The following is a 23,827-nucleotide window of genomic DNA, read 5'->3' as shown; positions in this document are numbered from 1 at the left end:
GCTCAGGCGAGTACGTTCAGCGCTCCCGGTTGCACCCTGACCGTCACCGGCAGTGTCGCGTCGACCTCGCCGTCCGCCCCGTACGGGATGGCGCGGTCGGCCTCGACGCGGATCTCCTTGCCCCGGAGGATCTCCACCTCGGGGCGCTCGATGTGGGCGCCCGTCTTCAGCTCGTTCATCATCGCGAAGAACAGGCGCCGGGGAGCGTGGCGGATGATGACGACGTCCAGCAGGCCGTCGTCGAGGCGCGCGCCGGGGGCGATGTTGCGGCCGAAGCCGTAGTAGCCGGAGTTGGCCGCGACGACGGTGTAGCCGCACCGCTCGTGGCGTACACCGTCCACGGTGATGGTGTACGCCGCGGGCCGCCAGGTCGCGACGGCCCGCAGGCCGCCCGCGTAGTACGAGGCCGCGCCGCGCAGCAGCTTCGAGGTGTTGGCGTGCCGGTTGGCCACCGCGTCGACCCCGGCGTACACGCTGCCGAGGACGGACACGTTCGCGTGGACGGCCGATTCGACCTGGATGGTGTCGACCGACCGGGGCGAGCCGTTCAGCAGCAGCTCGGCCAGGGCCGGTGCGTCGGTGGGCAGCCCCAGCGCACGGGCGAAGTCGTTGCCGCGCCCGGCGGGGACGAGGCCGAGGACGGTGTCGGTGCCGCTGAGGGCCCCGCCGACGCCGCCGGCTATCCCGTCGCCGCCGACGGCGAGCACGACGTGGCCCTGCTCGCCGGCGTGCCGTGCCAGTTCCTGGGCGTGTTCCAGGCTGCGGCTGTACTGGGTGTCGAGCTGCGCCCCGGCCTCCCGGAGGAGGCGGGCCAGCGGAAGCAGGGCCGCCGTACCGCTGGAGCCGCCCGCGGTGGGGTTGACGACGGCGGTGAACTGTCGCATGAATGCGCCTCCGGAAGGCAGGGGCCGGTCAGCGGACGGGGATGAGCACGCCGGGGTTGAGGATCCCGGCGGGGTCGAGTTCGGCCTTGACGGCCTGCAGGACACGGACGCCGACCGGGCCGATCTCCTGGGTGAACCAGTCGCGGTGGTCGGTTCCGACGCCGTGATGATGGCTGATCGTGCCGCCGGCCGCCAGGATCGCGTCGTTGGCGGCCCGCTTCGCCGGGGCCCAGTGGGCGACGGGGTCCTCGCCCTGTGCGGAGACGACGGTGAAGTAGAGCGAGGCACCGTTCTCGTACACATGGGATATGTGACACATCACCAGTGGCGGTGTACCCGTGTCGGTCAGCGTGGTGGTGAGCGCCTGGCGGACGGCGTCGTAGAGCGCGGGGAGGGCGGACCAGAAGGCGGCGGTCTCCAGGGTTTCGGCGAAGGCGCCGGCGTCGAGGAGGGCGTCGCGCAGGTACGGGGCGTTGTAGCGGCCGTGGGCCCAGCGATCGCCCGGCTCCTCGCCCGCGAACTCGCCGCCGCAGGCCAGCAGCACCTCACGGGCGCGGGCACGCCGGTCGGCGGTGTCCTCGGGGGTGCCCTCGTATCCGGCGACGGCCATGCATCCGGCCGGCTGAGGGGCGTCGGCGCTGCCGATCCGGTCGGGCTGGGCGAGGCCGACGAAGGTCTCGGTCTCGTCGGAGAGCCGGAGCACGGTCGGCCGGGGGCCGTCCTGGGCGAGCTTGCGCAGTGCCGCGGCGCCCGCCTCGAAGGAGGGGAAGCGCCAGCCCTCGTAGATCCGGGTCTGCGGAAGGGGCCGGATCCGTACGGTCACCGAGGTGATCACACCGAGTGCGCCCTCGGAGCCGAGGACCAGCTGGCGCAGGTCGGGGCCGGCCGCGGAGCGGGGCGCGCGGCCGAGGTCCAGAGTGCCTTCGGGGGTGGCGACGGTCAGGCCGAGCACCATCTCGTCGAAGCGGCCGTAGCCGGCCGAGGCCTGGCCGCTGGAGCGGGCGGCGGCGAATCCGCCGATGGAGGCCCACTCGTACGACTGCGGGAAGTGGCCGAGCGTGAAGCCCTGTTCGTTGAGGAGTGCCTCGGCGTGGGGGGCGCGCAGTCCGGGCTGGAAGGAGGCGGTGCGGGAGACCTCGTCGAGGGTGAGCATGCTGTCGAGGCGGCGCAGGTCGAGGGCGACGAAGCCGCGCTTGCCCTCGGGTGCCAGGCCTCCGACGACGGAGGTGCCGCCGCCGAACGGCACGGCGGCCAGGCCGTGCTCGACGCAGACCCGCAGGACGGCCAGGACCTCGTCGTGGCTGCCGGGGAGGACGACGGCGGCGGGGATGTCGTCGACTTCGCCGGCGCGGATCCGTAGCAGGTCCGGGGTGGACTTGCCGCGGGTGTGCCGGATCCGGGTCTCCGCGTCGGTGCGCACGTGGACGCGGTCGCCGACGCAGCCGGTGAGGGCCTGGCGGGCCGCGTCGGTCAGTGCGGTCTCGGGCACGGCGATGTCGCCGAGCCCGGCGGGGCCGCTCTCGAGGGGGGTGACGCCGAGCAGATCGCGCAGCAGGCCGATCACCGAGTCGGGCAGCGGGGCCGCCTTGGCCGGGTCGCCCCAGCCGCTCCACAACATGTCCACTTCGTCTGTCCTTCACCGTCGGTTTCGCGGGGCGTGGTGCCGCGCGGCCTGCACTGCCATTACACTGTGACAGATGACGCCCATTCGTCACAACCATGCGGACGGAGATGCCGTGCTCGACGCGGCACGTGACTGCGTCCTGGCCGTCGGCGTACGCCGGACCACCCTCACTGACGTGGCCCGGCGCGCCGGTGTGTCACGCATGACGTTGTACCGACGCTGGCCGGACGTACGGACCCTGGTCGGCGACCTGATGACCCGGGAGTGGATCGCGCTCGCCGTCGGCGCCATGCCCGCCACCGAAGCCGGAACGCCCACCCGGGCCCGGCTGGTCGAGGGCCTGGTTGCCGGAGTCACGGCCTTCCGCGCCCATCCGCTCTTCCACAAGATCATCGATGTCGACCCCGAGCTGCTCCTGCCGTATGTGCTCGACCGCCGCGGCGCCAGCCAGGACGCCCTCCTCGGGCTGATCACCGGCGCCCTCGCGGAGGGTCATGCCGACGGATCCGTCCGGCAGCTGCACCCCGACCTGCAGGCGCGCGCACTGCTGCTGGTCGTGCAGTCCTTCGCGATGTCACTGCGCACGATGACCGACCCGGCCGACCCCGAGCTCACCGACGCGGCCTTCCTCGAAGAGCTGCGGACCCTCCTGGAGAGGACCCTCACGCCATGAGCATCCCGAGCGCCGCCTCCTCGCCCGCCTCGCCTTCCGCACCCTCGTCGTCTTCCCCGGCCCTCCCGCTCTCCTCGACCTCCTGGCCCTCTTCCCGTTCCTCGCTGAACGCGGCGCGCCGGGCGCGGGAGCTGGCCGGACTCGCCGACGGCACGGAGGTCGACGTCCTCGTCGTCGGCCTCGGCGCGACCGGCGCCGGAGCCGCCCTCGACGCCGCCTCGCGCGGGCTGTCCGTCGCCGCGATCGACGCGCACGACGTCGCGTTCGGCACCTCCCGCTGGAGCTCCAAGCTCATCCACGGCGGACTGCGCTACCTCGCCAGCGCGCAGCTGGACGTCGCCCACGAGAGCGCCGTCGAACGGGGCATCCTCATGGAGCGCACCGCCCCGCACCTGGTGCGCGCCCAGCCCTTCGTGCTGCCCCTCACCCCGCTGGTGTCCCGCGCCCAGGCCGCGCTGGCCTGGGCGGGCTTCCGGGCCGGCGACCTGCTGCGGGCCTCCGCGCGTACGTCCCGGGCCACGCTGCCCGCCCCGCGCACCCTGTCCGCGGTCGAGACGCGTCACATGGCACCCTCGCTGCGGCCGACCGGGCTGCGCGGCGGACTGCTGTCCTGGGACGGCCAGCTCGCCGACGACGCCCGGCTGGTGACCGCCGTCGCCCGCACCGCCGCCGCGCACGGCGCCCGCGTCCTCACCCGGGTCCGCGCCCTCACCGTCGACGGCTCGGGAGCCACGGTCCGCGACGAACTGACCGGCGAGGAACTCCGGATCCGGGCGCGTGCGGTCGTCAACGCCACCGGCGTCTGGGCGGGCGGACTCGTCGGCGACATCCGGCTGCGGCCGTCCCGCGGCACGCACCTCGTCCTGCGTTCGGAGGCCCTCGGCGGTCTCTCGGCCGGTATGCACATCCCGATCCCCGGCGAGTCCAACCGGTTCGTCCTGGTCCTGCCGCAGGGCGACGGCCGGGTGTACGTGGGCCTGACCGACGAGCCGGTCGAGGGCGGTGTCCCCGACGTACCGGAGGTGCCCGAGACGGACATCGGCTTCCTGCTCGACGTCCTCGGCTCCGCGCTCGACGTGTCCGTCGGCCGCGACGACGTGGTGGGTGCCTTCGCCGGGCTGCGGCCGCTGCTGGACACCTCCGCTTCGGGGGAGCCGGGCCGTACCGCCGACATCTCCCGCAAGCACGCGGTGCTGACGTCACCCGACGGTGTCGTCACGGTCGTCGGCGGAAAGCTCACCACCTACCGTCGGATGGCCCAGGACGCGGTCGACGCCGCCGTCACCGCGCGCGGCCTGGCCGCCGGGCGGTGCCGGACGGCCTCCCTGCCGCTGGTGGGCGCTGCCGCGCCGAGCGCGCTGGCCGCACTCGACGCGCCGCGGCGCCTGGTCCGCCGCTACGGGGCCGAGGCCCCGGCCGTCCACGCCCTCGGCCTCGCGGACCCGGCACTCGCCCGGCCCGTCGTGCCCGGCCACCCGGTCACCGGAGCCGAACTCCTGTGGGCCGTACGCCATGAGGGGGCGCTCGACGAGTCCGACGTCCTCGACCGGCGTACCCGCATCGGCCTGGTCCCGCACGACCGCGAGGCCGCGCACACCGCGGCGCGCGAGGCGCTGGCCCGCGTCACCTCCTGACCCGGCGGTCCTCCCGGCGCGGCGCTTCTCAGGACCCGGCCTGCTCCGTGCCCCGGGCCCGGTGCCTGCTCCCGGCCCGGCCTGCTCCCGACCCCGGGGCCGAGGCCGGGGCCGCCCTCACTCGGCGAGCTCGAACGCGCCGTACTCGGGACGGCCGGCTGTCCGGTAGGTGTGGATCGCCACTCCTGTGCTCGTGGTGGAGGAGGCGGCGAGCTCGAAGCGCGTGGGCGGGGCGCCGTCCGCGAACAGCCGCATGCCCGCGCCGAGTACGACGGGGTAGACCAGCAGGTGGAACTCGTCGATGAGGTCGTGGGCCATCAGGGACCGGGCGAGGGCGCCGCTGCCGTGGATCTGCAGCTCGCCCTCGGTCCGCTGCTTGAGCCGGGCGACCTCCTCGGCGACGTTGCCGGAGACGATCGTCGAGTTGTTCCACTCGGCCTTCTCCAGGGTCGTGGAAACCACGTACTTGGGGAGGGAGTTGAGGCGGAAGGCGATCGGGTCGTTCTCGTCGGTCACCCTCGGCCACGCGCCGGCGAAGATGTCGTACGTACGGCGGCCGAGGAGGAAGCCCCCGACGCGGTCGAAGACGCCGGTCATGAAGGCGCTGAAGTCGTCGTCCGCGTAGGGGTAGCTCCAGCCGCCGTGCGTGAAGCCGCCGCGGGTGTCCTCGTTCGGGCCACCGGGTGCCTGGTAGACACCGTCCAGGGTGATGAACTGGGTCAGAGTGAGCTGTGCCATGTCACATACCTTTCCTCGCTGCTCACATGCTCCGACTCCTCCGGCGCCCGGAACTCATCGCGCTGCCCGATCACCGCGAAGAGTGCGGACGCGGTGCCCCGAGGTCGTAGCCGGCGCCGTCGCCTCTACATCCTTCGGCGTAGCGCGCGTTCGTCATCGGCCATGACGAATCCCCCTGGGACGGCACGGACGATGAGGACATGACCAAGACTGTGCCCGCCCCGGCCGAGACGTCGGGCTCCTTAGGCGGCCGGCTGGCCCTGCTCGACGTACTGCGCGGGACCGCCATCCTCGGCACGCTGATGACGAACGTATGGGTCTTCACCGCGCCCGGTGCGGAGTGGGGGATCCTCGAGGGCGCCGGCGGCGTGACGGGCTTCGGATCCGTCTCCGACGGCGCCGAGACCCTGTTCCGCCTCGTCGCGGACGGCAAGTTCCTGTCGATGCTGACGATTCTCTTCGGCGTCGGCCTCGCGATCCAGTTCGACTCCGCCGCACGGCGCGGGCAGCCCTGGCCTGGCCGGTACCGGGGCCGGGCGCTCTTCCTCCTCGCCGAGGGCACCGTCCATTTCGTCCTCGTCTTCGCGTGGGACGTCCTCATGGGCTACGCGGTCACGGCCCTGCTCGTCGCCTGGCTGCTGTCCCGTTCCGAGCGGGCTCGCCGTCGCGCGATGTGGTGGGCGGGCGGCCTGCACCTGCTGCTGATGGGCGGGCTGACGGCGGCCCTGGTCGCGCTCGGGGACGAGGGCGTCACGGGAGGCGGCGGGGGTGGAGGCGTCTCCCGTGAGGTCGTCGATCTGTACGCGCACGGCAGTTACGCGGACCAGGTCGCCTTCCGCCTGGAGAACGCCGTGGCCCTGCGGCTCGAGCCGGTGCTGTCGTTCGGCCTTCTGGTCTTCCTGTTCCTGCTCGGTGTACGGCTGTACCGGGCAGGGGCGTTCGGCCCGGACGCGGCCGGCCGGCGCATCCGTGCCCGGATGCTCGTCTGGGGTCTGGGACTGGGCGTACCGCTCACCGCGGTGTCGGCCCTCGCCGTGCCGGACGGCTTCCTGCTCAGCCGCTACTGCGCCGCCCCCTTGGTGGCGGTCGGCTACATCGGTCTGATCGGCGCCGTCGTGGACCGGGTCCGCAGCGGGGGCCGGTTCCTGAGCGGGCTCACCTCGGTGGGGCGGACGGCCCTGTCGGCCTACGTCCTGCAGAACGTCCTGTGCGTGCTCGTCTCGTACGGCATCGGCCTCGGCCTCGCGGACCGGTTCGGCGAGTCGGGCAGGCCCTGGTGGGTGATGGGACTGTGGGCGGCGGTGTGCACGGTACTGATGACGGGCTCCACGCTGTGGCTGCGGCGGTTCTCCAAGGGCCCGCTGGAATCCGTGCAGAGCTGGGCCCTGCGGCGCTGAACGCGCGCCACCGTCACAGCGGGCGGGACGCACCGGCGCTCCCGGATCCGGTGCACCCCGCGAGGCGGGCACTCCGCCCCACGGGGCAGGTGTCCGTCCCGCGAGGCAGGTGTCGTGGCCGCCGGACCGCCGGTCCGCGAGGGCGGCCCGGCCGCCCGGTTCCCGGCGGTCCGGTGCCGCAGCTCAGCCGCCCAGTTCCCGGTGGCGGGCGGCGAGGTGGGCCGCGCCCTGGTCCGTGAGGGAGCCGAAGAGGCGCAGGCGGGAGAAGCCGCCGTCCGGGAAGATATCGATGCGTACGTGGGTGCCGACCGTCGGGGCGTCCAGCACGAAGCGGTGGTTGGTGTCGGGCTGGAGACGGGTCCGGGGCAGGAACTCGGTCCAGTCGCCGTCCTCGCCGCTGTCGCCGTCCTTGATGGACAGGGAGGCCCAGCCTGCCGAGTTCCCCTTCATATACGCGGTGTCGATCTCGACGGCGCGGATCTCGGACTGGGCGACGAGCTGGTAGCGGATCCAGTCGTTGCCCCGGTCACGGCGGCGCGCGGTCTCCCAGCCGTCGTCCATCTTGCGGGAGCGGCCGGGGTTGATGGTGTTGGCGGGCGGCGAGTAGAAGCGGTTGGACGCGTCCTGGACCGAGCCGCCGTTCTCCAGGGCCACGACGTCGAACGTGCCGAGCGTCGCGAGCCACGTGGGGTCCGGGACGACCTCGCCGTACACGCGCAGCCGGGCGATGCCGCCGTCGGGGTGCTGGTTGACGCGAAGGTGGGTGAAGCGCTGTTCGGCGGTGATCTCGAAGCCGTTGGCGGCGTGGCCGCCGACGGGGGTGCGCGGGACGAGGGTCGTCCACTTCACGCCGTCGGAGAGCAGTTCCTGCGGCGTGGGCGCGCCGTCCACCGAGGTGCCTTCGACGGAGACGGCCTGGGGCATGTTGCCGCGGAAGTGGGCGGTGTCGACGACGATGCCGCGGATCACTCCGGGCGCGCCGAGGCGTACGAGCGCCCAGTCGTGGTCCTCGGCCGTCGGCCACGGCTGCTCGGCCGAGACGCCGCGGCGGCGCCGGGTCTCCCAGCCGTCCATGATCTTGCCCTTGTGGCCGAAGTGCTCGGGGTCGAACTCGGCGGGTTCGGGGAGCAGCAGGTTCTCGCGCTGGGCGAAGAACTCGTCGTTGGCGGCGATCACACCCGCGCCGAGCCGGCGGTCGGCGAGGTTGGCGCAGTCGGTGAACGGGAAGTCCGCGGTGCGGTGGTCGGCGTACGGGTCGCCGCCCGCGTACGGGTTCGCGTTGCCGGTGAAGGACGGTATCGCCACGGTGTCAGTTGTTCCTTTCGAGCAGCCGGCCGGTCGGCTCGGCGGGGGTGCCGTTCTCCACGATCCGCGTGCCGCGCAGCCATGTCGACTTCACGACGCCGTGCAGGGTCTTTCCGGCGTAGGCCGTGACCTGGTTGCGGTGGTGGAGTTCGGCCGGGTCGACGGTGAAGGTCTCTTCGGGGGCGAGGACGGCGAAGTCGGCGTCGCGGCCGGCCTCGATGGCTCCCTTCTGCCGCAGCCCGGCCAGTTCGGCCGGGGCCGCCGACATCCAGCGGGCGATGTCCTCCAGGGTGCGGCCGCGCCTGCGGGCCTCGGTCCAGATGGCCGGCAGGCCCAGCTGGAGCGAGGAGATCCCGCCCCAGGCGGAGGCGAAGTCGGGGGTCTTGAGGTCGCTGGTGCAGGGCGAGTGGTCGGAGACGATGCAGTCGATCGTTCCGTCGGCCAGGCCCTGCCAGAGGGCGTCCTGGTTCGCCGCCTCGCGGATCGGCGGGCAGCACTTGAACTCGGTTGCCCCGTCGGGGACTTCCTCGGCGGTGAGGGTGAGGAAGTGCGGGCAGGACTCCGCGGTGATCCGTACGCCCTCCGCTCGGGCGGCGGCGATCAGCGGGAGCGCGTCGGCCGAGGACAGGTGCAGGACGTGGACGCGGGCGTTCAGTCGCTTGGCCTGGGCGATGAGGTTGGCGATCGCGGTGTTCTCGGCGTCGCGGGGGCGGGAGGCGAGGAAGTCGGCGTACTTCGGGCCCTTGCGCTGCGGGGCGGCGGCCAGCTGGTGCGGGTCCTCGGCGTGCACGATCAGCAGTGCGCCCAGGCCCGCGATCTCGGCCAGGGAGCGGGCGAGCTGCTCCTGGTCGAGCTCGGGGAACTCCTCGACGCCGGACGGGGAGAGAAAGCATTTGAAGCCGAAGACGCCGGCGTCGTGGAGCGGACGCAGGTCCTTGACGTTGTCCGGGATCGCGCCGCCCCAGAAGCCGGTGTCGACGTGGGCCTTGGGCCGGGCCACATCCTGCTTGACGCGCAGGTTGCCGACGGTGGTCGTGGGCGGGAGGGAGTTCAGCGGCATGTCCAGGAGCGTGGTGATGCCGCCGGCGGCCGCGGCGCGGGTAGCGGTCCAGAAGCCTTCCCACTCGGTGCGGCCGGGGTCGTTCACATGGACGTGGGTGTCGACGAGGCCGGGGAGGACGGCGTCGTCGCCGACGTCCTCGAGGCGGGCGCCGGCCGGCACCTCGGTGTCGTACGGGAGCACCGCGGCGATCCTTCCGGCGGCCACGGCGATCGTTGCGGGGCGTGTGCCGTCGGGGGTGACGACGCGTGTCGAGCGCAGCACCAGGTTCACGTCGCCGCTCACGTCCCTGTTCACGTCTCTGTTCACGACGTCTCTGTTCACGTCCGTGTTCACGTCCGTGCTCACCTCCCTATCGGACACCCTGCCCCTCACTTCCGTACCTCGGCACTTCCGCACAGCGAAATTCAACGAACTGTTGAAGGAGTCTTCACTCCCGGCACCGGCCCGTCAAGACCTCCCCGGCCGCGCCGGCGACCCGTCGCGAGCGGCCTCGGCGACCCGTCCGGCCTTGCACCCAGGGCCCGCGAACCCCCACTTAGAGGTTTCCACACAGTGGAATGGGAATTTCGAGTAGCAAAACGTAGCTATGCACAGCGCGAAAGTCGCGCGACCATCGGAGGTGACCGCCGGCACCCGGACAAACGCCCCCTGACCGGCTCCGACGCCTCGCCGCAAGCGGTGTGCCCCGCGCAGCCGCCCGGTAGGCTGCTACCTTGCCCGTCCGCCTGAAAGGACCGTTGACGTGCCGACGTCCCGCGCCAGCACCACCGACGCCGCCAAGCCCGCCGCCAACAGCGGCGGTGTGCAGTCCCTCGAGCGCGCCTTCGATCTGCTCGAGCGGATGGCCGATGCCGGGGGCGAGGTCGGGCTGAGTGAACTCTCCGCGAGCAGCGGGCTCCCGCTGCCCACCATCCACCGCCTCATGCGCACCCTGGTCGCCTGCGGCTACGTACGCCAGCAGCCGAACCGCCGTTACGCCCTGGGCCCCCGGCTGATCCGCCTCGGCGAGAGTGCCTCCCGGCTGCTGGGCACCTGGGCCCGCCCGTACCTCGCCCGGCTCGTCGAGGAGACCGGCGAGACGGCGAACATGGCGCTGCTCGACGGCGACGAGATCGTCTACGTCGCTCAGGTGCCGTCCAAGCACTCGATGCGGATGTTCACCGAGGTCGGCCGACGCGTGCTGCCGCACTCGACCGGCGTGGGCAAGGCGCTCCTGGCCGACGCACCGGCGGAGGAGGTACGGGCGCTGCTCGCCCGCACCGGTATGCCGGCCGCCACCGAGAAGACCATCACCACGCCTGAGGGGTTCCTCGACGCGCTGGAGCAGGTCCGCCGCGCCGGGTACGCGGTGGACGACAACGAGCAGGAGATCGGCGTGCGCTGCCTCGCCGTCCCGGTGCCCGACTCCCCCACCGCCGCCGCGATCTCCATCTCGGGACCCGCCGGCCGGGTCACGGAGGCGGCGACGGAGAAGATCGTCCCGATCCTGCAGACGGTGGCGAAGGAGCTATCCGAGGCCCTGGCGAGCACCGCGGCGTCACAGAGCTGAGTACGGGCCCGGTCCGCGCCGCCCAGCGTCGGCGGACGTGGACGGGTCGCGGGTCTGGTGTCGTGGGTCGCGGGTCGGGGCAGGACGGGACGGCATGGCCGCAGTGGCGGCCGGAAGGCGTCCGACGGGCAGTCGCGTCCGGAAGGGCTCCAGCGGACCTTCACGCCCCCGGCGCGACCGGAAGGCGTCCGGCGGACGGTCAGGCCCGGCGCCGCGCCACCACCGTCGCGCAGCGCACGGATCCGTCCCGTCTGCGTCCCAGCCCCTCCATCGGCCGCAACTCCACCTCGAACCCGGCCCGTTGCAGCTCGGCGAGCACCTCACGCAGCGGGAAGGTGCGGTAGTACATGACGAAGCCGGGCCGCCACACCAGGTTCCGTACCCGCATCACCGTATCGAAGCCCAGCATCGCCAGGTACGCCGGAGAGCCGAAGTGCGGCGGCGCACCGACGGGGAAGGCGAAGATTCCGCCCGGCCTCAGCGCCGCGTGCACCTGTGCGAACAGTCCCGGTCGTTCCTTCGGCAGGAAGTGGCCGAACGCCCCGAAGCTCACCGCCAGGTCGAAGGCCGGCCGGAACGGCAGGGCGCGCACATCCGCCCGTACCCAGTCCGCGCTGGGCTCGGCGTGCCGGGCCATGCCGAGCATGCCCGCGCTGAAGTCGACGCCGACGACGCGTTCCGCGCACAGGTGCCGCAGGGCCCCGGTTCCCGCTCCCGTACCGCAGCAGACGTCGAGCCCGGTGCGGAACGGCCCGAAAGGCCGCAGCTCACGCACGGTTTCGTCGAGGATCCGGTCCGGTGTGCGGAACGGAGTCAGGTCGAACTTCGGCGCGAGCAGGTCGTAGCCACGTTCGACCGACGAGAGCGCCTGGACGGCGAGTTCGCGGAGGGTCGGCCCCTGGGAGGTGAACATCGTCTCCCAGGGTATGCCGACCCGATACGAGCCGGGTCAGATCTTCGGCTCGCCGAACATCTCCACCGCGTTCCGTACGTTCGTCAGTCCGCCCGCCAGCGCGCTCACCGAACCGACCGCCCCGGCGATCAGCAGCAGTGAGCGCCGCAGCCGCCGGATCTCCGGCACTCCGCTGACCGCCATGGCGTCCATCGCCGCCAGTTCGTCCTCCGCGATCCCACGGTCGGCGAACTCGGCCGGATACCCGGCCAGTTCACGGCGGAGCCGGGAGACGGCAGCGCGCAGCTCCGTCACTCTCGGGTCCTCGCCGCTCCGTGTCACCCGCGTCTGCCCCACGCTCCGCAACAAAGCTCTCCCCCTCGCACATCGTCGTGCTGCCCGGTGAACGACCCGCCGGACGGTGGTCAAGCGCCTGGGGTCGCGGGCCAGTTAACGCCATTCCGTAGGCGCTTCGCCACTCCGCGGTACGAAATTCAGCTCGACGTGTCTACTTCCAGTGCCTTGCGCCCGACCGTCGGATCGAGCGTGATGGAGGTGCCGGGGTCCGATCCGGGACCGGGGCACGTGGGAGGCGGCGTCTGATGCGCAGCCGCCGGGCCCGGCCCGTAGCCCGGCGGCTGCGTGGCTCCAACGGCTGGAACACACCGCGGCGTTCCGGTTGCCGACTGCTCATCGGTTCAGATCCCCCGCGATGAACTCCTGTGTCGGAACGGCACCCAGCCCAAGATCGTCGCGCCACCGCGCCACCGCGCCGCTCGATGAGGTAAGCAGGGTGTATGGCTCACACTCCGGACAGACCGCAGGTCGCAGGACTGGTGCTGGCAGCGGGCGCCGGGCGCCGGCTGGGCGGGCGGCCGAAGGCGCTGCTGGAGCACCGCGGCCGCCCGCTGGTGGAGAACGCGGTGCGGGTGCTGCGGGCGGGCGGCTGCCGGTCCGTGCACGTCGTACTGGGGGCGGCGGCGGACGAGGTGCGGCGGCGGGCCGAGCTGGCGGGCTGTGTCGTGACCGTCAATCCGGACTGGGAGGAGGGGATGGGCTCCTCTCTGCGGGCGGGCCTCGCCTCACTCGGCGCGGCGGACGCACAGCCGGACGCGGTACTGGTGTCGCTGGTGGACCAGCCGGGCATCGGCGCGGCGGCGGTGGCGCGGGTCGTCGCCGCCTGTGAGTCCTCGTCCGCGCTGGTGTCGGCGGCGTACGAAGGCCGGCGGGGCCATCCGGTGCTGTTCGGCGCCCGGCACTGGGCGGGGGTGGCGGAGCGTGCCTCGGGCGATCGCGGGGCGCGGGACTACCTGCTGGAGCACGAGGAGGAGATCACACTGGTGGAGTGCGGGGACGTGGCTCAGGCGTACGACATCGACACACCGGAGGATCTGGCGCACCTTGAGTGAACGGCATGGCACCGAGCGCCACGATGTGTCGACCCGGAGAATCTCGACATCAACAAACCATTGAACTTCCACCATGCGGTAACTACTATCCACTGATCAGAAGCGCCCCATACCCTCGGACGGGGCCGACGACCGTAGCTCGGAGCCCTGGCACTGAGTGCCGTGTGACGCCGCTGCGGCCGCCGGGCACCGCCCGTGAAGCTCGTCGAAGCTCGCTGAAGGAAGTGACAGCTCATGTCCGCACCAGCGCCGTCGCCGCTGGCCATCGTCGAAGCCGAACCACTGCCCCGGCAGGAGGAGGTGCTGACCGACGCGGCACTCGCCTTCGTCGCCGAGCTGCACCGGAGGTTCACCCCCCGGCGTGACGAGCTCCTCGCCCGCCGCGCCGACCGTCGTGCCGCGATCGCCCGCACCAGCACCCTCGACTTCCTCCCGGAGACCGCACAGATCCGCGAGGACGAGAGCTGGAAGGTCGCGCCGGCCCCGGCCGCGCTGAACGACCGGCGCGTCGAGATCACCGGCCCGACCGACCGCAAGATGACCATCAACGCCCTGAACTCGGGCGCGAAGGTCTGGCTCGCCGACTTCGAGGACGCCTCGGCGCCCACCTGGGAGAACGTCGTCCTGGGCCAGCTCAATCTGATCGACGCCTACGAGCGCCGTATCGACTTCACCGACGACCGCACGGGCAAGTCGTACGCGCTGCGGCCGGCGGACGAACTCGCCACCGTCGTGATGCGCCCGCGGGGCTGGCACCTGGACGAGCGCCACCTGACGTTCGAGGGCCGCCCGGTGCCGGGATCGCTCGTCGACTTCGGCCTGTACTTCTTCCACAACGCCAAGCGGCTCATCGACCTCGGCAAGGGCCCGTACTTCTACCTGCCCAAGACCGAGTCGCACCTGGAGGCCCGTCTCTGGAACGACGTCTTCGTCTTCGCCCAGGACTACGTCGGCGTCCCGCAGGGCACCGTCCGCGCCACCGTCCTGATCGAGACGATCACGGCGGCGTACGAGATGGACGAGATCCTCTACGAGCTGAAGGACCACGCGGCCGGCCTCAACGCGGGCCGCTGGGACTACCTGTTCTCCATCGTCAAGAACTTCCGTGACGGCGGCGCCAAGTTCGTCCTCCCGGACCGCAACGCGGTGACGATGACCGCGCCGTTCATGCGTGCGTACACCGAACTCCTGGTCCGCACCTGCCACAGGCGCGGCGCCCACGCCATCGGCGGCATGGCGGCCTTCATCCCGTCGCGGCGCGACGCGGAGGTCAACAAGGTCGCCTTCGAGAAGGTCAAGGCCGACAAGGACCGCGAGGCCGCCGACGGCTTCGACGGCTCCTGGGTCGCCCACCCCGACCTGGTCCCGATCGCCATGGCCTCCTTCGACGCGGTGCTCGGCGACAAGCCCAACCAGAAGGACCGCCTCCGCGAGGACGTGTCCGTGGCGGCGGGCGACCTGATCGCCATCGACTCCCTGGACGCCCACCCCACCTACGAGGGCCTGCGCAACGCCGTCCAGGTCGGGATCCGCTACATCGAGGCCTGGCTCCGCGGCCTCGGCGCCGTCGCCATCTTCAATCTGATGGAGGACGCCGCCACCGCCGAGATCTCCCGCTCCCAGATCTGGCAGTGGATCAACGCGGGCGTCGTCTTCGAGAACGGCGAACGCGCCACTCCCGAGCTGGCCCGCAAGGTCGCCGCCGAGGAACTGGCCGCGATCCGCGAGGAGATCGGCGAGGAGGCCTTCGCGGCAGGCAAGTGGCAGCAGGCCCACGACCTGCTGCTGCACGTCGCGCTGGACGAGGACTACGCGGACTTCCTCACCCTGCCGGCGTACGAGCAGCTCACCGGCTGATCTCCCGTTTCGTCACCGACGCCGCCCCCTGGACCGCACACGGCCGGGGGGCGGCTCGCTGTCCGCACGGAGCCTCAGTCCCGAGCGGGCCGAGGTGCCACAGGAGCCACAGGAGCCGCAGGTGCTACAGGAGCCGCAGGAGCCCGGGAACGGCCAAACAGCTGTCCCCCGCACCCTGGACACGGGTGCGGGGGACAGCGTGCGGGCAGCCAGCCGTCAGACGGACCGGCCGTCCGCGGACCTGCGGCGTCGCATCCACCATGTCAGCGCGCCGCCCACGACCGCGAGCGCCGCGGCCACCGCGGCGATCAGACCGACCGGGGTGCTGTTGCCGGTGTCCGCGAGGTCACCGTCCGGGTCGTGCGCCGGCGGATTCGTCTGGTCACCGCCGGGGGCCGACGGGCCGGGTGCCGGGGTCGACGGGGTGCCGGTCGGCTTCGGGTCGCCCGGGCCGGTCGGCGTCGGCGTCGGCTTCGGCTCCTCCGGGGTGGTGGGCTGCTCGGAGGTGGACCCGCCGAGGAAGGCGGTCTGGCTGTCCTGGTAGGTCACCTCGGCCTGGACGGACGTCCTGGTGGTCCTGTCCAGGCCGCGGTGCTGCGTGTTGAACTGCGTGCGGCTGATGTTCTGCTTCGGCGCCTTGGAGAAGTCGACCCCGCCCATGGACAGGATCCACACCTTGCCGTCGTAGACGCGCTCGAACTTGTAGTCGCCGTTCTTGTACGAGTGGACGTACTTGTCGTAGACGGTCTTCTTGTCCCAGTCCTTGTTCTCGCCCCTGAGCGGCCACCGCTTGACGTCGTTGCTGTTGATGATCTTGCGGAAGTCGGTGGGGCCGACCGCGTCCTGACGGCGGACGTACTCGGCGGCCACCCGTGAGGAGTAGACGCGGCGCAGGTCGGCGTAGGACGTGTCGTCGTTGACGCGGCGTTCGAGCTCCGGCTGGATCATCGTGAGGATCAGGGTCTCGGCCTGCTTGGTCTGCGCCTCGGTGAGCTTGCAGGTGCTGGGCGGCACATCGGGTCCGGTGGGGACCTCCATGTTGACCTTCAGCGGCGCGTCAAGGATGTAGATGCCGCCGTCCTGCTCCCGGACCTTCGCGGGCTTCGGGGTGATCCACTGGCGGATGATGGGCAGGCAGGGCATGCCCTCCGGGGTGCGGGGGGCCGCGCGCCAGAACTGCTCCCCGCGCTCGTACTTGTCGGGGTTCATCGCATCCGCGTAGTCGTGCTTGAGGGTCAGGTCGGCCTCCAGCAGGATGCGCCCGGCGTCGGTCGTCGCGAACTCCTTGTCCATGATCACGTCGGGGCGGATCGGGTTGAGGTTGACCCAGAACTTGTCCGGGGTCAGGGCGAGCCAGGTGAAGAAGGCGTCGGAGGCGAGCTGGAGGTTGGCGTCACCGCCGAAGCCCGGGTTCTCGTCCGGGTCCTTGACGTAGTCGGCCTTCATCGAATAGTCGAGGCCCTTGCCCTTGACGGGGGTGCCGACGTAGTTGATCTCCAGGGTGGAGAAGTCGATGCCTCCCGGCCCGCGGCCGAAGTAACCGCCCTGGTTGTTCTGGTTGTACATCGCCTGGATCCGGCGCGCTTCCTCGATCGTCTTCCCGGACCGCAGGGCCTGGTCGATGATCGGCCCCCGGCCGCCCTTGAGCGGATCGGGGTTGAACCGCTTGTCGACGTTGGTGTAGACGTTCGGCTTCTGCGTCCGCTCGATGGCGTTCGAGCGGCGTTCGTTGATCCCGGCCTGGGTGCGGTTGGTGCCCCGGTCGCGCTTGAGGTCCTCGTCGAACTGCTTGATCCGGTCCCTCGTCGTGTCCTCGGTCCTGGCGCCGGTCAGGTACCGGAAGGTCGACTTCGGCTTCTCCTTGGCGATCTGCCGGTCGGCCTTGAGCTGGTCGGTCTCGACCTTGCCGTTGGACTTCATCTCGACCTTGCGCTCGGTGCGCCGGTTGTGGGCGTCCACGACGCGGGTGCGCTTCTCGCCGGTCTCGGGGTCGGTGTACTCGATCGGGTCCTGGCACCACCAGTCGGGACCGACCATGTTGTACTTCTTGACCATGCGGGCCTCGAACGCGTCGCCCCGGAGCGGGTTGCCGTGGGCGCCGATGTAGCGCACGTCGAGGAAGCGCCTGAAGTCCTTGTAGCCCGTCGAGTTGTCGTACTGCGAGTTGTAGCGGGCGTAGATCTCCATGACCTTGTCCGCCGGGCTCTTCGTCTTGTTGTACTTCCGCTGCCACTTGCGGTAGTCCTTGCCCGCGGCGTCGCGCTGGGCGTCGGTCGGCGGCAGCACCCCGTCGTACGCCTTCGCCGGGTTGTCGTACGTGTAGTTCTCGTCGTTCGGCCACGCGTCGTACGGAAGGCTGTCCGGCGGACCCGAGTTGGCCGGGGTGGAGGGGAACTTCTTCCCGAGGAACTTCTCGTCGCACCGCTTCGGCTTGACGTTGGGCGCCTTCGCGGCCTCCGCCACGTCGAGGGCCGGCAGTCCGGTCAGGGTCACTGCCGCCGCGGCGGTGAGGGCGACGGCGATGCGCCCCCACACACGCCGGTGGCGCGCCCGTTCGAGTATCTGAATGCTCACTGGCTTCTCCCCCGTGGGAACCCCATTGCTGTCAGGAGACGTACGCGGCGCCATGGGCTCCGAGGTCAACTGGTTGGAATGCGCCGGTAGTTGTCCACTGTATGAGGAGAGCCTGCCGGGGTTCCGGCGTTCGGTCGGCATGTCCGCGCCAACTTGCCGGTGTTTCCGGATCGTTACGGTCGGGACGCGCCGGAAATCGTCGTGAGGATGTGCCGGAACCCGTCGTCAGGACGGGCCGGATCGTCGTCATGACGGGCCGGACCCGGCCTTCAGAACTCGCCGAACCCGTCGGGCCCGCCGATCCAGGTCTCCTCCAGATCGCCGGTGGCCTCTTCGGTGTGCCGGACGCGGAACACGGACAGCTCCCGGCCCTTGCGGAACAGCGGGGCCACGCGCTGGAGGGCGAGCCGCACGAGACCTTCCCAGGCGAAGGCCCCGGGGGCGGCGTCGAGGTCGACGCCCTGCCGTTCCAGGGCGTCGGGGGCGATACCGAAGGCGTCGACGACGTCGTGCGGGGTGCCTTCGCGGTCCCAGTCGCCCTCACCGCTCCACCCTGCGGCGAACAGGCGTGCCCCGTCCGGGTGGTGGATGACGTGGGTGCCGTAGGTCATGTTGTGGTCGATCGTCGCCGAGCCGATGACGGCCGCTCCGGGGAAGCGCTCGGCCAGCGCCTGCGCCTGAACGGCGAGGGGAAAAGTGCCCCCGGTGAACACCAGGGCCGGATCGTTGATCTCGGTCACCGTTCCCCAGCATCCGACACCGACCAGGTCGAGGTCGGCGCGGGTGGCGAAGGGCGGCCGCTCGGTCGCCTCGATCCGCTCCACCTCCCCCACCACCGCGTCGATGGTCCCGAAGGCGCCGGCGAACTCCCGTGCACGTACCGGGTCATGAGCGGGCAGAGCGTCATCGCCACCGGGGAAGGGTCGTTCGACGAGGGTGAGCCTGAACTCCCCGCGCTGCGCGATGCCCTGCTCCGGCGGGCAGTCCCAGAAGTCGTCGTCGGTCATGAACGCCACGGTAGCGAGACCCCGGCCCCAACGGCCCGGCCCCCGTTCACTTGGCGCCCCGGCCTCACGGGGCGCTTGCTTGATCAACTCGTCCCGTGTCATTCCCGGGCGCTCCGCGGCGAGCTCGTGGAGCGCGAGATGGCGTCCCGACGGCGCGATGTACGTAACCTTGCACGGAGCGTCGGCTTCCGCCGGTCGCCGAGCCTTCAGCGCATGCCGGCGTTCCACGGAGACAACCATGATCAAGCGCGTTGGGTTCTTCCGGGAATTCGCGCCGCAGGACGCAGACCCCGCCGCCCCGTCCGTCCATGACGCGGTGCGGCCGTACGGGCTGCACGACGAGTCCGGCCTTCTGTCCTACCTTGCCTCGGGGACCGAGATCTTCAGCGCGATGGGAGCCGAGCGCGACGCGATCACCGGTGACGAGTGGATCCCCGGAGCCGGTTCCCTGGTCACGGACGGCACATGGATGTGGCCGGTCGAACTCCGCCACTACGTGGAGCGGTACCACGCCGAGCTGCCCGAGGAGTTCATGGCCGCCGTCCGTGCCGCCCGGTACTCCGCCGCACCGGTGACTCGCCGGCGCACCGAGGAGATCATCCTCGAGGTCTTCGGACGGTCGTCGTTCGCGGCGCAGGCATTCGAGAGGCAGGGGGCTGACGGCTTCTTCACCTGGTACCTGTCCGATCTGACGTCGGAGACCTGCGGGCGGATGCTCGACAGCCTCGCGATCGCCGGGCTGAAGGCCCGCCATCCCCTCACAGGTGACATCACTCTCTCCGCCGCCACGGGTGGAAGCGGCGGCGCGCGCCCGGTGCGTGATACGAGGCCGCCCCCCGAGGTCCTGGCGGATCCTGCGGCCGGCGAGGTCACCCTCTACCTCTGGTTCGCATCGGACATCTTCACGACGGTCGGTGTCCGCAGACCGGAGGGCACGACAGCAGCGGTCGTCCACTCCCTGGCCGGACTTCAGGAGCCGGAACGCGAGCAGGTGGTGGCGGCACTCGTCCGGGCTCTCGATCAACTGCGCACTCATTGCATGGGGTTCGTGCTCGATCGGGCCGATCAGCCGTGAATCAGAGGAACAGAGTGGCCACCGGACGCAACATCCGCACCAACATCGGTTTCTACCCGCCTCAGGAGGACGGCGGCGCCTGGCGGTCCAGCCTGCCGTCACTGGAGCAGGCACTCCGGCAAGGGTTTCCCGGCGCGGTCATCGATCACCGGACCTCGGCGGTACACGGCCGGCAAGCGCTCGACTTCGAGATCGCGCTGGCCCCCGACATGTGGATCGACGGCACCTCGTCCATGGAGGAGCCCGACTACGCCTTCATCACCCTCACGGACGTCACCGCCGGCGAAGCGGCGGTCTTCGCCACGTGGCTGCGTGACTCGTTCGCACCGGCTCCGGACCTCGTGCGATTCGTCAGCAGCCTCGCCATGGCCAACGGCGAGGAGAGGCCGTGGGTCCTTCCGGCCACGGGCGGCGGCGAGGAGGTCCTGGCGGAGATCCGGCGGCACCTCGACACGTTCGACACCTTCTGAACCTCTCGGTCCCACAACCCCTACGAGCCCACCACCACCGTCCGCTGGGCCGAGAAGTCCCCCCAGTTGCCGTCCGGGAGCTTCGCGCGGAGTTTGACCGAGTAGCGGGTGCCCGGGGGGTCGGTGACGGTGAAGGTGTACGTGGCGCGGCCGGGCGGGGGTTGGGTGCCCCAGACGATCGTGGTGGCGAGCTTGCCGTTGAGGAAGAGCTGGTGCTCCTCCACCGGGGCGCCGGTGTCCGGCGGGGTCCAGTGGAGGTCGACGCTGCCCTTGCGGGCGGTGGCGACGAGGCCGGTGGGGGCCGTGTTGGGGGCGGCGCCCGGGGCCGGGGTCGTGGTGAGGTCCACGGGGGCGCTGTCCGGGGAGGAGTTGTCGGCCGCGTCGCGGGCGCGGATCGTGAAGGTGTAGACCGTGCCGGGACGCAGGCCGGTGACCCGGGCCGTGGTGGCGGTGCCGGGCACGGTGTGGATGCGGGAGTCGGCCTGGTAGATGTCGTACGCGGTCACCGCCTGGTCGTCGCGGGAGCGGCCCCAGGCGAGGGTGACCTCCCGCGCTCCCCGCACCCGCCCCGTCGCGCTGCCCGGTGGGGTCGGAGGGCGGCTGTCGGCGACCGCCGGAGCCAGGGTGGTCGCCGGTACGGCCAAGCTGTGCGGCGAGGCGTTGCCCGCCCCGTCGAGGGCGCGGACCGTGAAGGTGTACGGGGTCGACGGGGTGAGCCCCTCGATGTCGGTCATGTGCGTGGCCGCGGGGACGGATTTCACCCGCGTACCGGCGCGGAAGACCTCGTAGGCGCTGACGCCGGTGTCGTCCGTCGCGCGCTCCCACATCACGTGGACGGAGGTGGCGCTGCTCGCCTGCGCGGTGACGCCGCGCGGCGCGGACGGGTTGTGGGTGTCCTTGGCCTGGGCGTCGCCGCCGCACGCGGTGAGCAGGAGCGCGGTCGTGCACGTCAACACGGGGATGAGCAGGGGGCGTTGCACCGGACTGCCTCCTTCCGCCGGGGGCATTGGTCCAGACCTGTATGGCACAGGCGGAGCCGCCCCCGCAAGGGTGCGGAAGGAGCCGCTACCGTTCGGAGTGGCCCAGGGTCCGGCCCGGTGCCACGCGGTCCCTGACGGCGCGTTTCACCGCGGTCGGTTCGGGAAAGCCCTGCTGTCGGCGGTCCCAGACGGTCTCGCCGTCGACGCGGACGACGAACACGCCCCCGATTCCGGGTTTCAGCCCGACTTCGGCGAGTTCGGACCTGTCGAAGGTGCCGAGGAGTTCCTGGGCGAGCCAGGCGGCGCGGGGCAGCCAGCGGCACTGGGTGCAGTACTCGATCTGGACGCGGTGCCCGCCCGGCTCCCGGTCCTGCGTGGGCAGGGGCGCGTCATCTCCCGCGGACACCTGGCGGCCTCACCTTCCCGCACCGCGGCGGCGTGCCGCGGTCCGTCCCGTCGTCGCCTTCGCCGCCTTCACGGCGTGCGCCGCCAAGTTTGCCACCCTGCCGTCCGGGTGACGGTCACGCAGGTCCTCCAGGACCCGGACCGCGCCCGCGGGGGCCACCTCGGTCAGCGCGGGTACGAGGGACTCCACGCCGCCGGGCCAGGTCGTGGCGGCCTCGTCGAACGCGTCGAGGAGGGCCGTGGGGACCGGCTCCGGGTCGCGGTCCTCGGAGGCGGCGGCGACGAAGGCGCGCATGTCCGCCGCCCAGCGGGCGTCCAGGTCTTCGAGGAGGAGCGCGGCACGGGCGTTCGGGGGGACGAGGTCCAGGTCCGCGGGCTCGCCCCGGGAGTGGAGGAGGCGGTGGGCGTGGGCGCCGGTGACGGGGTCCGCGAGGGCCGTGCGCAGGGGGCCGTCGGGGACGGCCGCGCGGTCGAGGCGGTCGAAGAGCGCCCCGGTGAGGGTGCGGTGGAAGTCCTCGGCCTTGGCGGTGGAGACAGCCGCGAGCAGTGCGCTCCAGACCTCGTCGGTCGCGCCCCGGGCCGTCGTCCACGTGGTGAGAGCCGCCGCGGCGGCGCCCGGCGGCCAGTACTGGACGGCGGCGACGATCCCCGCCGCGTCCCATGACGCGACCGTCTCGTCGTCGGGTGCCGCGACATGCCCCACGGCCAGTACATGGCGGACGACGGCGTTGCCGAGCGGCGTGAGGCCGTAGGTGTCGCCGGTGCGGAAGACACAACCGGTCTCCGCCAGCTCGTCGACCACGGCGGCCAGTTCACGGGCAGGTCCGCCGAGATGCGCGCGGTCGGCCTCGGTCAGTTCCGGCAGGCCGAGGAGCGCGGAGAGTGCGTCGAGCGGGGGCGTCGAGTACGCGGGCGGCGCCGACTCCGGGACCGCGACCGGTGCGTCCTCGATGTCCGGGGAGATCGTCAGGTCGGTGTGGGCGGTGGCCTTGCGGGCCACGGACTCGGGGGTGCCGCCGCGTTCGTACAGCCCGTAGAGCACATGAGCGGCATCGAGGGCGTATTCCTCGTCCGGCGCCGTGTCCGGGTCGGAGCCGGAGGCGATGCGTTCGACGACGGCGGCCAGGATGTCGGCGGCGAGCTCGGTCAGTTCCTGTGGGGTTCCGTCGGTCCAGACGGCCGTGGCCGGTCCGGGGAAGCCGCACTGCTCGGCGAGTTCGTGCACGTCGTCGGTTCCTGCCGCGAGCGCCGCCGGCAGCGGGGCGGCGTGCAGCAGTGCCCTGATCTCGCCCGGGGCGGGCAGGGCGGCCGGTGGCGGCAGCGGCGCGGCGGAGTCGCCGTAGTAGTCGAGGTGCTCGTCGAGGAAACGGTCGGCGAGGACGACGTGGGGCAGCGCTTCCGGGCCGGGGGCGAGTCCCTCGTACGGGCCCAAGAGCGCGGCGCAGAGGCCGGCGGCGGTCCAGCGGTCGGTCAGGGCCGCCGCCAGGTCCTCCAGCTCCGCGGTGAGCGCCTCCTCGGGCCGGTCGGCCGCGAGGGCGGGCGTGGCGGGAAGCAGGGGCCCGGCCGCGGAGGGGCCCTCGATGTCCTGGGCGAAGGCGGCCATCAGGGCCTCGGTGAGCCGGATGCGGGAGGCGAAGGTGCTCGCGGTGACATCGGAACGGTGCAGCGGAGCGGGCAGTTCGGGGCGGTCGGCGTGCGGTGCGGCGTCCAGTGCGGCGAGCCAGGCCCGTACGGCTTCGGCGTCGTCCGCGTCGACCCCGTCCGCCCGCAGCAGCGACGCGTACCAGCGCGGCCAGGTCAGATTCCGGGGGTCGGTCATGGCCCGCTCGCACTCCGGGACGGCCTCCTCCACGGCGGCGAGCAGGCGCGCGTGGCGCTTGGCGTTCAGGCGGCCCGCCGCGCGCACCCGGTCCGCGAGCGCGGTGAGCACGTCCGGTACGGCGGCGAGCTCGTCCGGAGTCGCCCACAGCAGCAGGGGCAGATCCTCCACGAGCACCCGGCGCAGCAGCTCCGGCGTCGGCTCGGGCACGCCCGCGCGGCGGTCCGCGCCGTGCAGCGCCAGCAGCGTCAGCAGCGCGTCCGCGGGGCGTACGGGCAGGGCGGCCTTCCGCTCCGTCTGAGCCCAGGCGAGGAAGTCGTCGAGGCCGGTGTTCAGGGCACTGGTACGGGTCACTCCGGGAGCGTATGGGTGCTCGCCGGGGCCGGGGCGCTCGGCGCGAGCGGATGGCCCGATCGGGCGACCGGGACGGCCCACCGATGAGTTCCGGCTCGCGGTGCGGTCCGACAGTCAT

General features: G+C 72.0%; 20 protein-coding genes. 8 read left to right on the top strand and 12 right to left on the bottom strand.

What is annotated here, in order from left to right; genetic code table 11:
• Window positions 1-2: 2 nt before the first annotated feature.
• Together OG766_RS29370 and OG766_RS29365 are read right to left on the bottom strand one after the other, a co-directional pair.
• Window positions 3-884: a YegS/Rv2252/BmrU family lipid kinase gene (locus OG766_RS29370; protein WP_266387023.1), complete on the bottom strand. Its 882-nt coding sequence runs from the start codon at window positions 882-884 to the stop codon at window positions 3-5.
• A gap of 28 nt (window positions 885-912) precedes the next feature.
• Window positions 913-2,508 (bottom strand): FAD-binding oxidoreductase, encoded by a 1,596-nt coding sequence (locus tag OG766_RS29365; protein ID WP_266387025.1) that lies wholly within the window; start codon window positions 2,506-2,508, stop codon window positions 913-915.
• Window positions 2,509-2,581: 73 nt separating this feature from the next.
• Between OG766_RS29365 and OG766_RS29360 the strand changes: the two genes are divergently transcribed.
• Together OG766_RS29360 and OG766_RS29355 are read left to right on the top strand one after the other, a co-directional pair.
• Complete coding sequence (locus OG766_RS29360; RefSeq protein ID WP_266387027.1) at window positions 2,582-3,181, top strand: TetR/AcrR family transcriptional regulator; 600 nt, start codon at window positions 2,582-2,584, stop codon at window positions 3,179-3,181.
• Window positions 3,178-4,815: a glycerol-3-phosphate dehydrogenase/oxidase gene (locus tag OG766_RS29355; RefSeq protein ID WP_328726585.1), complete on the top strand. Its 1,638-nt coding sequence runs from the start codon at window positions 3,178-3,180 to the stop codon at window positions 4,813-4,815. The genes OG766_RS29360 and OG766_RS29355 overlap by 4 nt, the downstream gene beginning before the upstream one ends.
• A gap of 117 nt (window positions 4,816-4,932) precedes the next feature.
• On the opposite strand, the gene OG766_RS29350 is transcribed toward OG766_RS29355, so the two are convergent.
• A complete protein-coding gene (locus OG766_RS29350) occupies window positions 4,933-5,553 on the bottom strand; it encodes a dihydrofolate reductase family protein (protein ID WP_266387031.1) in 621 nt (206 codons plus the stop codon).
• Window positions 5,554-5,753: 200 nt separating this feature from the next.
• On the opposite strand from OG766_RS29350, the gene OG766_RS29345 reads away from it, so the two are divergent.
• Window positions 5,754-6,950 (top strand): DUF418 domain-containing protein, encoded by a 1,197-nt coding sequence (locus tag OG766_RS29345; protein WP_328726584.1) that lies wholly within the window; start codon window positions 5,754-5,756, stop codon window positions 6,948-6,950.
• Between the two features lie 183 nt (window positions 6,951-7,133).
• Here the strand turns inward: OG766_RS29345 and alc are convergent, their stop codons facing one another.
• Both alc and allB read right to left on the bottom strand, forming a co-directional pair.
• Complete coding sequence (gene alc / locus OG766_RS29340) at window positions 7,134-8,255, bottom strand: allantoicase (RefSeq protein WP_266387035.1); 1,122 nt, start codon at window positions 8,253-8,255, stop codon at window positions 7,134-7,136.
• A 4-nt stretch (window positions 8,256-8,259) separates the two neighbouring features.
• Window positions 8,260-9,600, bottom strand: coding sequence for an allantoinase AllB (allB, locus tag OG766_RS29335; protein WP_266388759.1), 1,341 nt, complete (start codon window positions 9,598-9,600; stop codon window positions 8,260-8,262).
• 460 nt (window positions 9,601-10,060) lie between these two features.
• Between allB and OG766_RS29330 the strand changes: the two genes are divergently transcribed.
• Window positions 10,061-10,867, top strand: coding sequence for an IclR family transcriptional regulator (locus tag OG766_RS29330; RefSeq protein ID WP_266387037.1), 807 nt, complete (start codon window positions 10,061-10,063; stop codon window positions 10,865-10,867).
• 199 nt (window positions 10,868-11,066) lie between these two features.
• Here OG766_RS29330 and OG766_RS29325 read toward each other — a convergent pair whose 3' ends face one another.
• Entirely contained in the window at window positions 11,067-11,780 is a 714-nt protein-coding gene (locus OG766_RS29325) for a class I SAM-dependent methyltransferase (protein WP_266387040.1), read from the bottom strand.
• 36 nt (window positions 11,781-11,816) lie between these two features.
• The gene (locus tag OG766_RS29320) at window positions 11,817-12,128 is read right to left on the bottom strand and encodes a DUF5955 family protein (protein WP_266387043.1); all 312 of its coding nucleotides are present in this window, start codon (window positions 12,126-12,128) and stop codon (window positions 11,817-11,819) included.
• A gap of 428 nt (window positions 12,129-12,556) precedes the next feature.
• On the opposite strand from OG766_RS29320, the gene OG766_RS29315 reads away from it, so the two are divergent.
• Both OG766_RS29315 and aceB read left to right on the top strand, forming a co-directional pair.
• Window positions 12,557-13,168 carry a nucleotidyltransferase family protein gene (locus OG766_RS29315; RefSeq protein WP_266387046.1) on the top strand — a complete coding sequence of 204 codons (612 nt, stop codon included), beginning with the start codon at window positions 12,557-12,559 and terminating at the stop codon, window positions 13,166-13,168.
• 234 nt (window positions 13,169-13,402) lie between these two features.
• On the top strand, window positions 13,403-15,025 hold the full coding sequence (aceB, locus tag OG766_RS29310) for a malate synthase A (RefSeq protein WP_266387049.1): 1,623 nt from the start codon (window positions 13,403-13,405) through the stop codon (window positions 15,023-15,025).
• A gap of 216 nt (window positions 15,026-15,241) precedes the next feature.
• On the opposite strand, the gene OG766_RS29305 is transcribed toward aceB, so the two are convergent.
• Window positions 15,242-17,599: a hypothetical protein gene (locus OG766_RS29305; RefSeq protein ID WP_328726583.1), complete on the bottom strand. Its 2,358-nt coding sequence runs from the start codon at window positions 17,597-17,599 to the stop codon at window positions 15,242-15,244.
• Window positions 17,600-17,868: 269 nt separating this feature from the next.
• Complete coding sequence (locus tag OG766_RS29300) at window positions 17,869-18,606, bottom strand: DUF6333 family protein (RefSeq protein ID WP_266387055.1); 738 nt, start codon at window positions 18,604-18,606, stop codon at window positions 17,869-17,871.
• A gap of 238 nt (window positions 18,607-18,844) precedes the next feature.
• Between OG766_RS29300 and OG766_RS29295 the strand changes: the two genes are divergently transcribed.
• Entirely contained in the window at window positions 18,845-19,681 is an 837-nt protein-coding gene (locus tag OG766_RS29295; RefSeq protein ID WP_328726582.1) for a hypothetical protein, read from the top strand.
• Between the two features lie 14 nt (window positions 19,682-19,695).
• A complete protein-coding gene (locus OG766_RS29290) occupies window positions 19,696-20,151 on the top strand; it encodes a hypothetical protein (protein ID WP_266387059.1) in 456 nt (151 codons plus the stop codon).
• A 20-nt stretch (window positions 20,152-20,171) separates the two neighbouring features.
• Here OG766_RS29290 and OG766_RS29285 read toward each other — a convergent pair whose 3' ends face one another.
• From OG766_RS29285 to OG766_RS29275, 3 genes are all read right to left on the bottom strand, one after another.
• Window positions 20,172-21,131, bottom strand: coding sequence for a fibronectin type III domain-containing protein (locus tag OG766_RS29285; protein ID WP_443045560.1), 960 nt, complete (start codon window positions 21,129-21,131; stop codon window positions 20,172-20,174).
• 85 nt (window positions 21,132-21,216) lie between these two features.
• Complete coding sequence (locus tag OG766_RS29280) at window positions 21,217-21,537, bottom strand: SelT/SelW/SelH family protein (protein ID WP_266387064.1); 321 nt, start codon at window positions 21,535-21,537, stop codon at window positions 21,217-21,219.
• A 9-nt stretch (window positions 21,538-21,546) separates the two neighbouring features.
• A complete protein-coding gene (locus tag OG766_RS29275; RefSeq protein WP_328726580.1) occupies window positions 21,547-23,709 on the bottom strand; it encodes a hypothetical protein in 2,163 nt (720 codons plus the stop codon).
• Window positions 23,710-23,827 lie beyond the last annotated feature (118 nt).

It is taken from the genome of Streptomyces sp. NBC_00259 (assembly GCF_036181745.1).
In the GTDB taxonomy this organism is placed as follows: domain Bacteria; phylum Actinomycetota; class Actinomycetes; order Streptomycetales; family Streptomycetaceae; genus Streptomyces; species Streptomyces pratisoli.
This window is presented reverse-complemented; position numbering and strand designations above follow the sequence as displayed.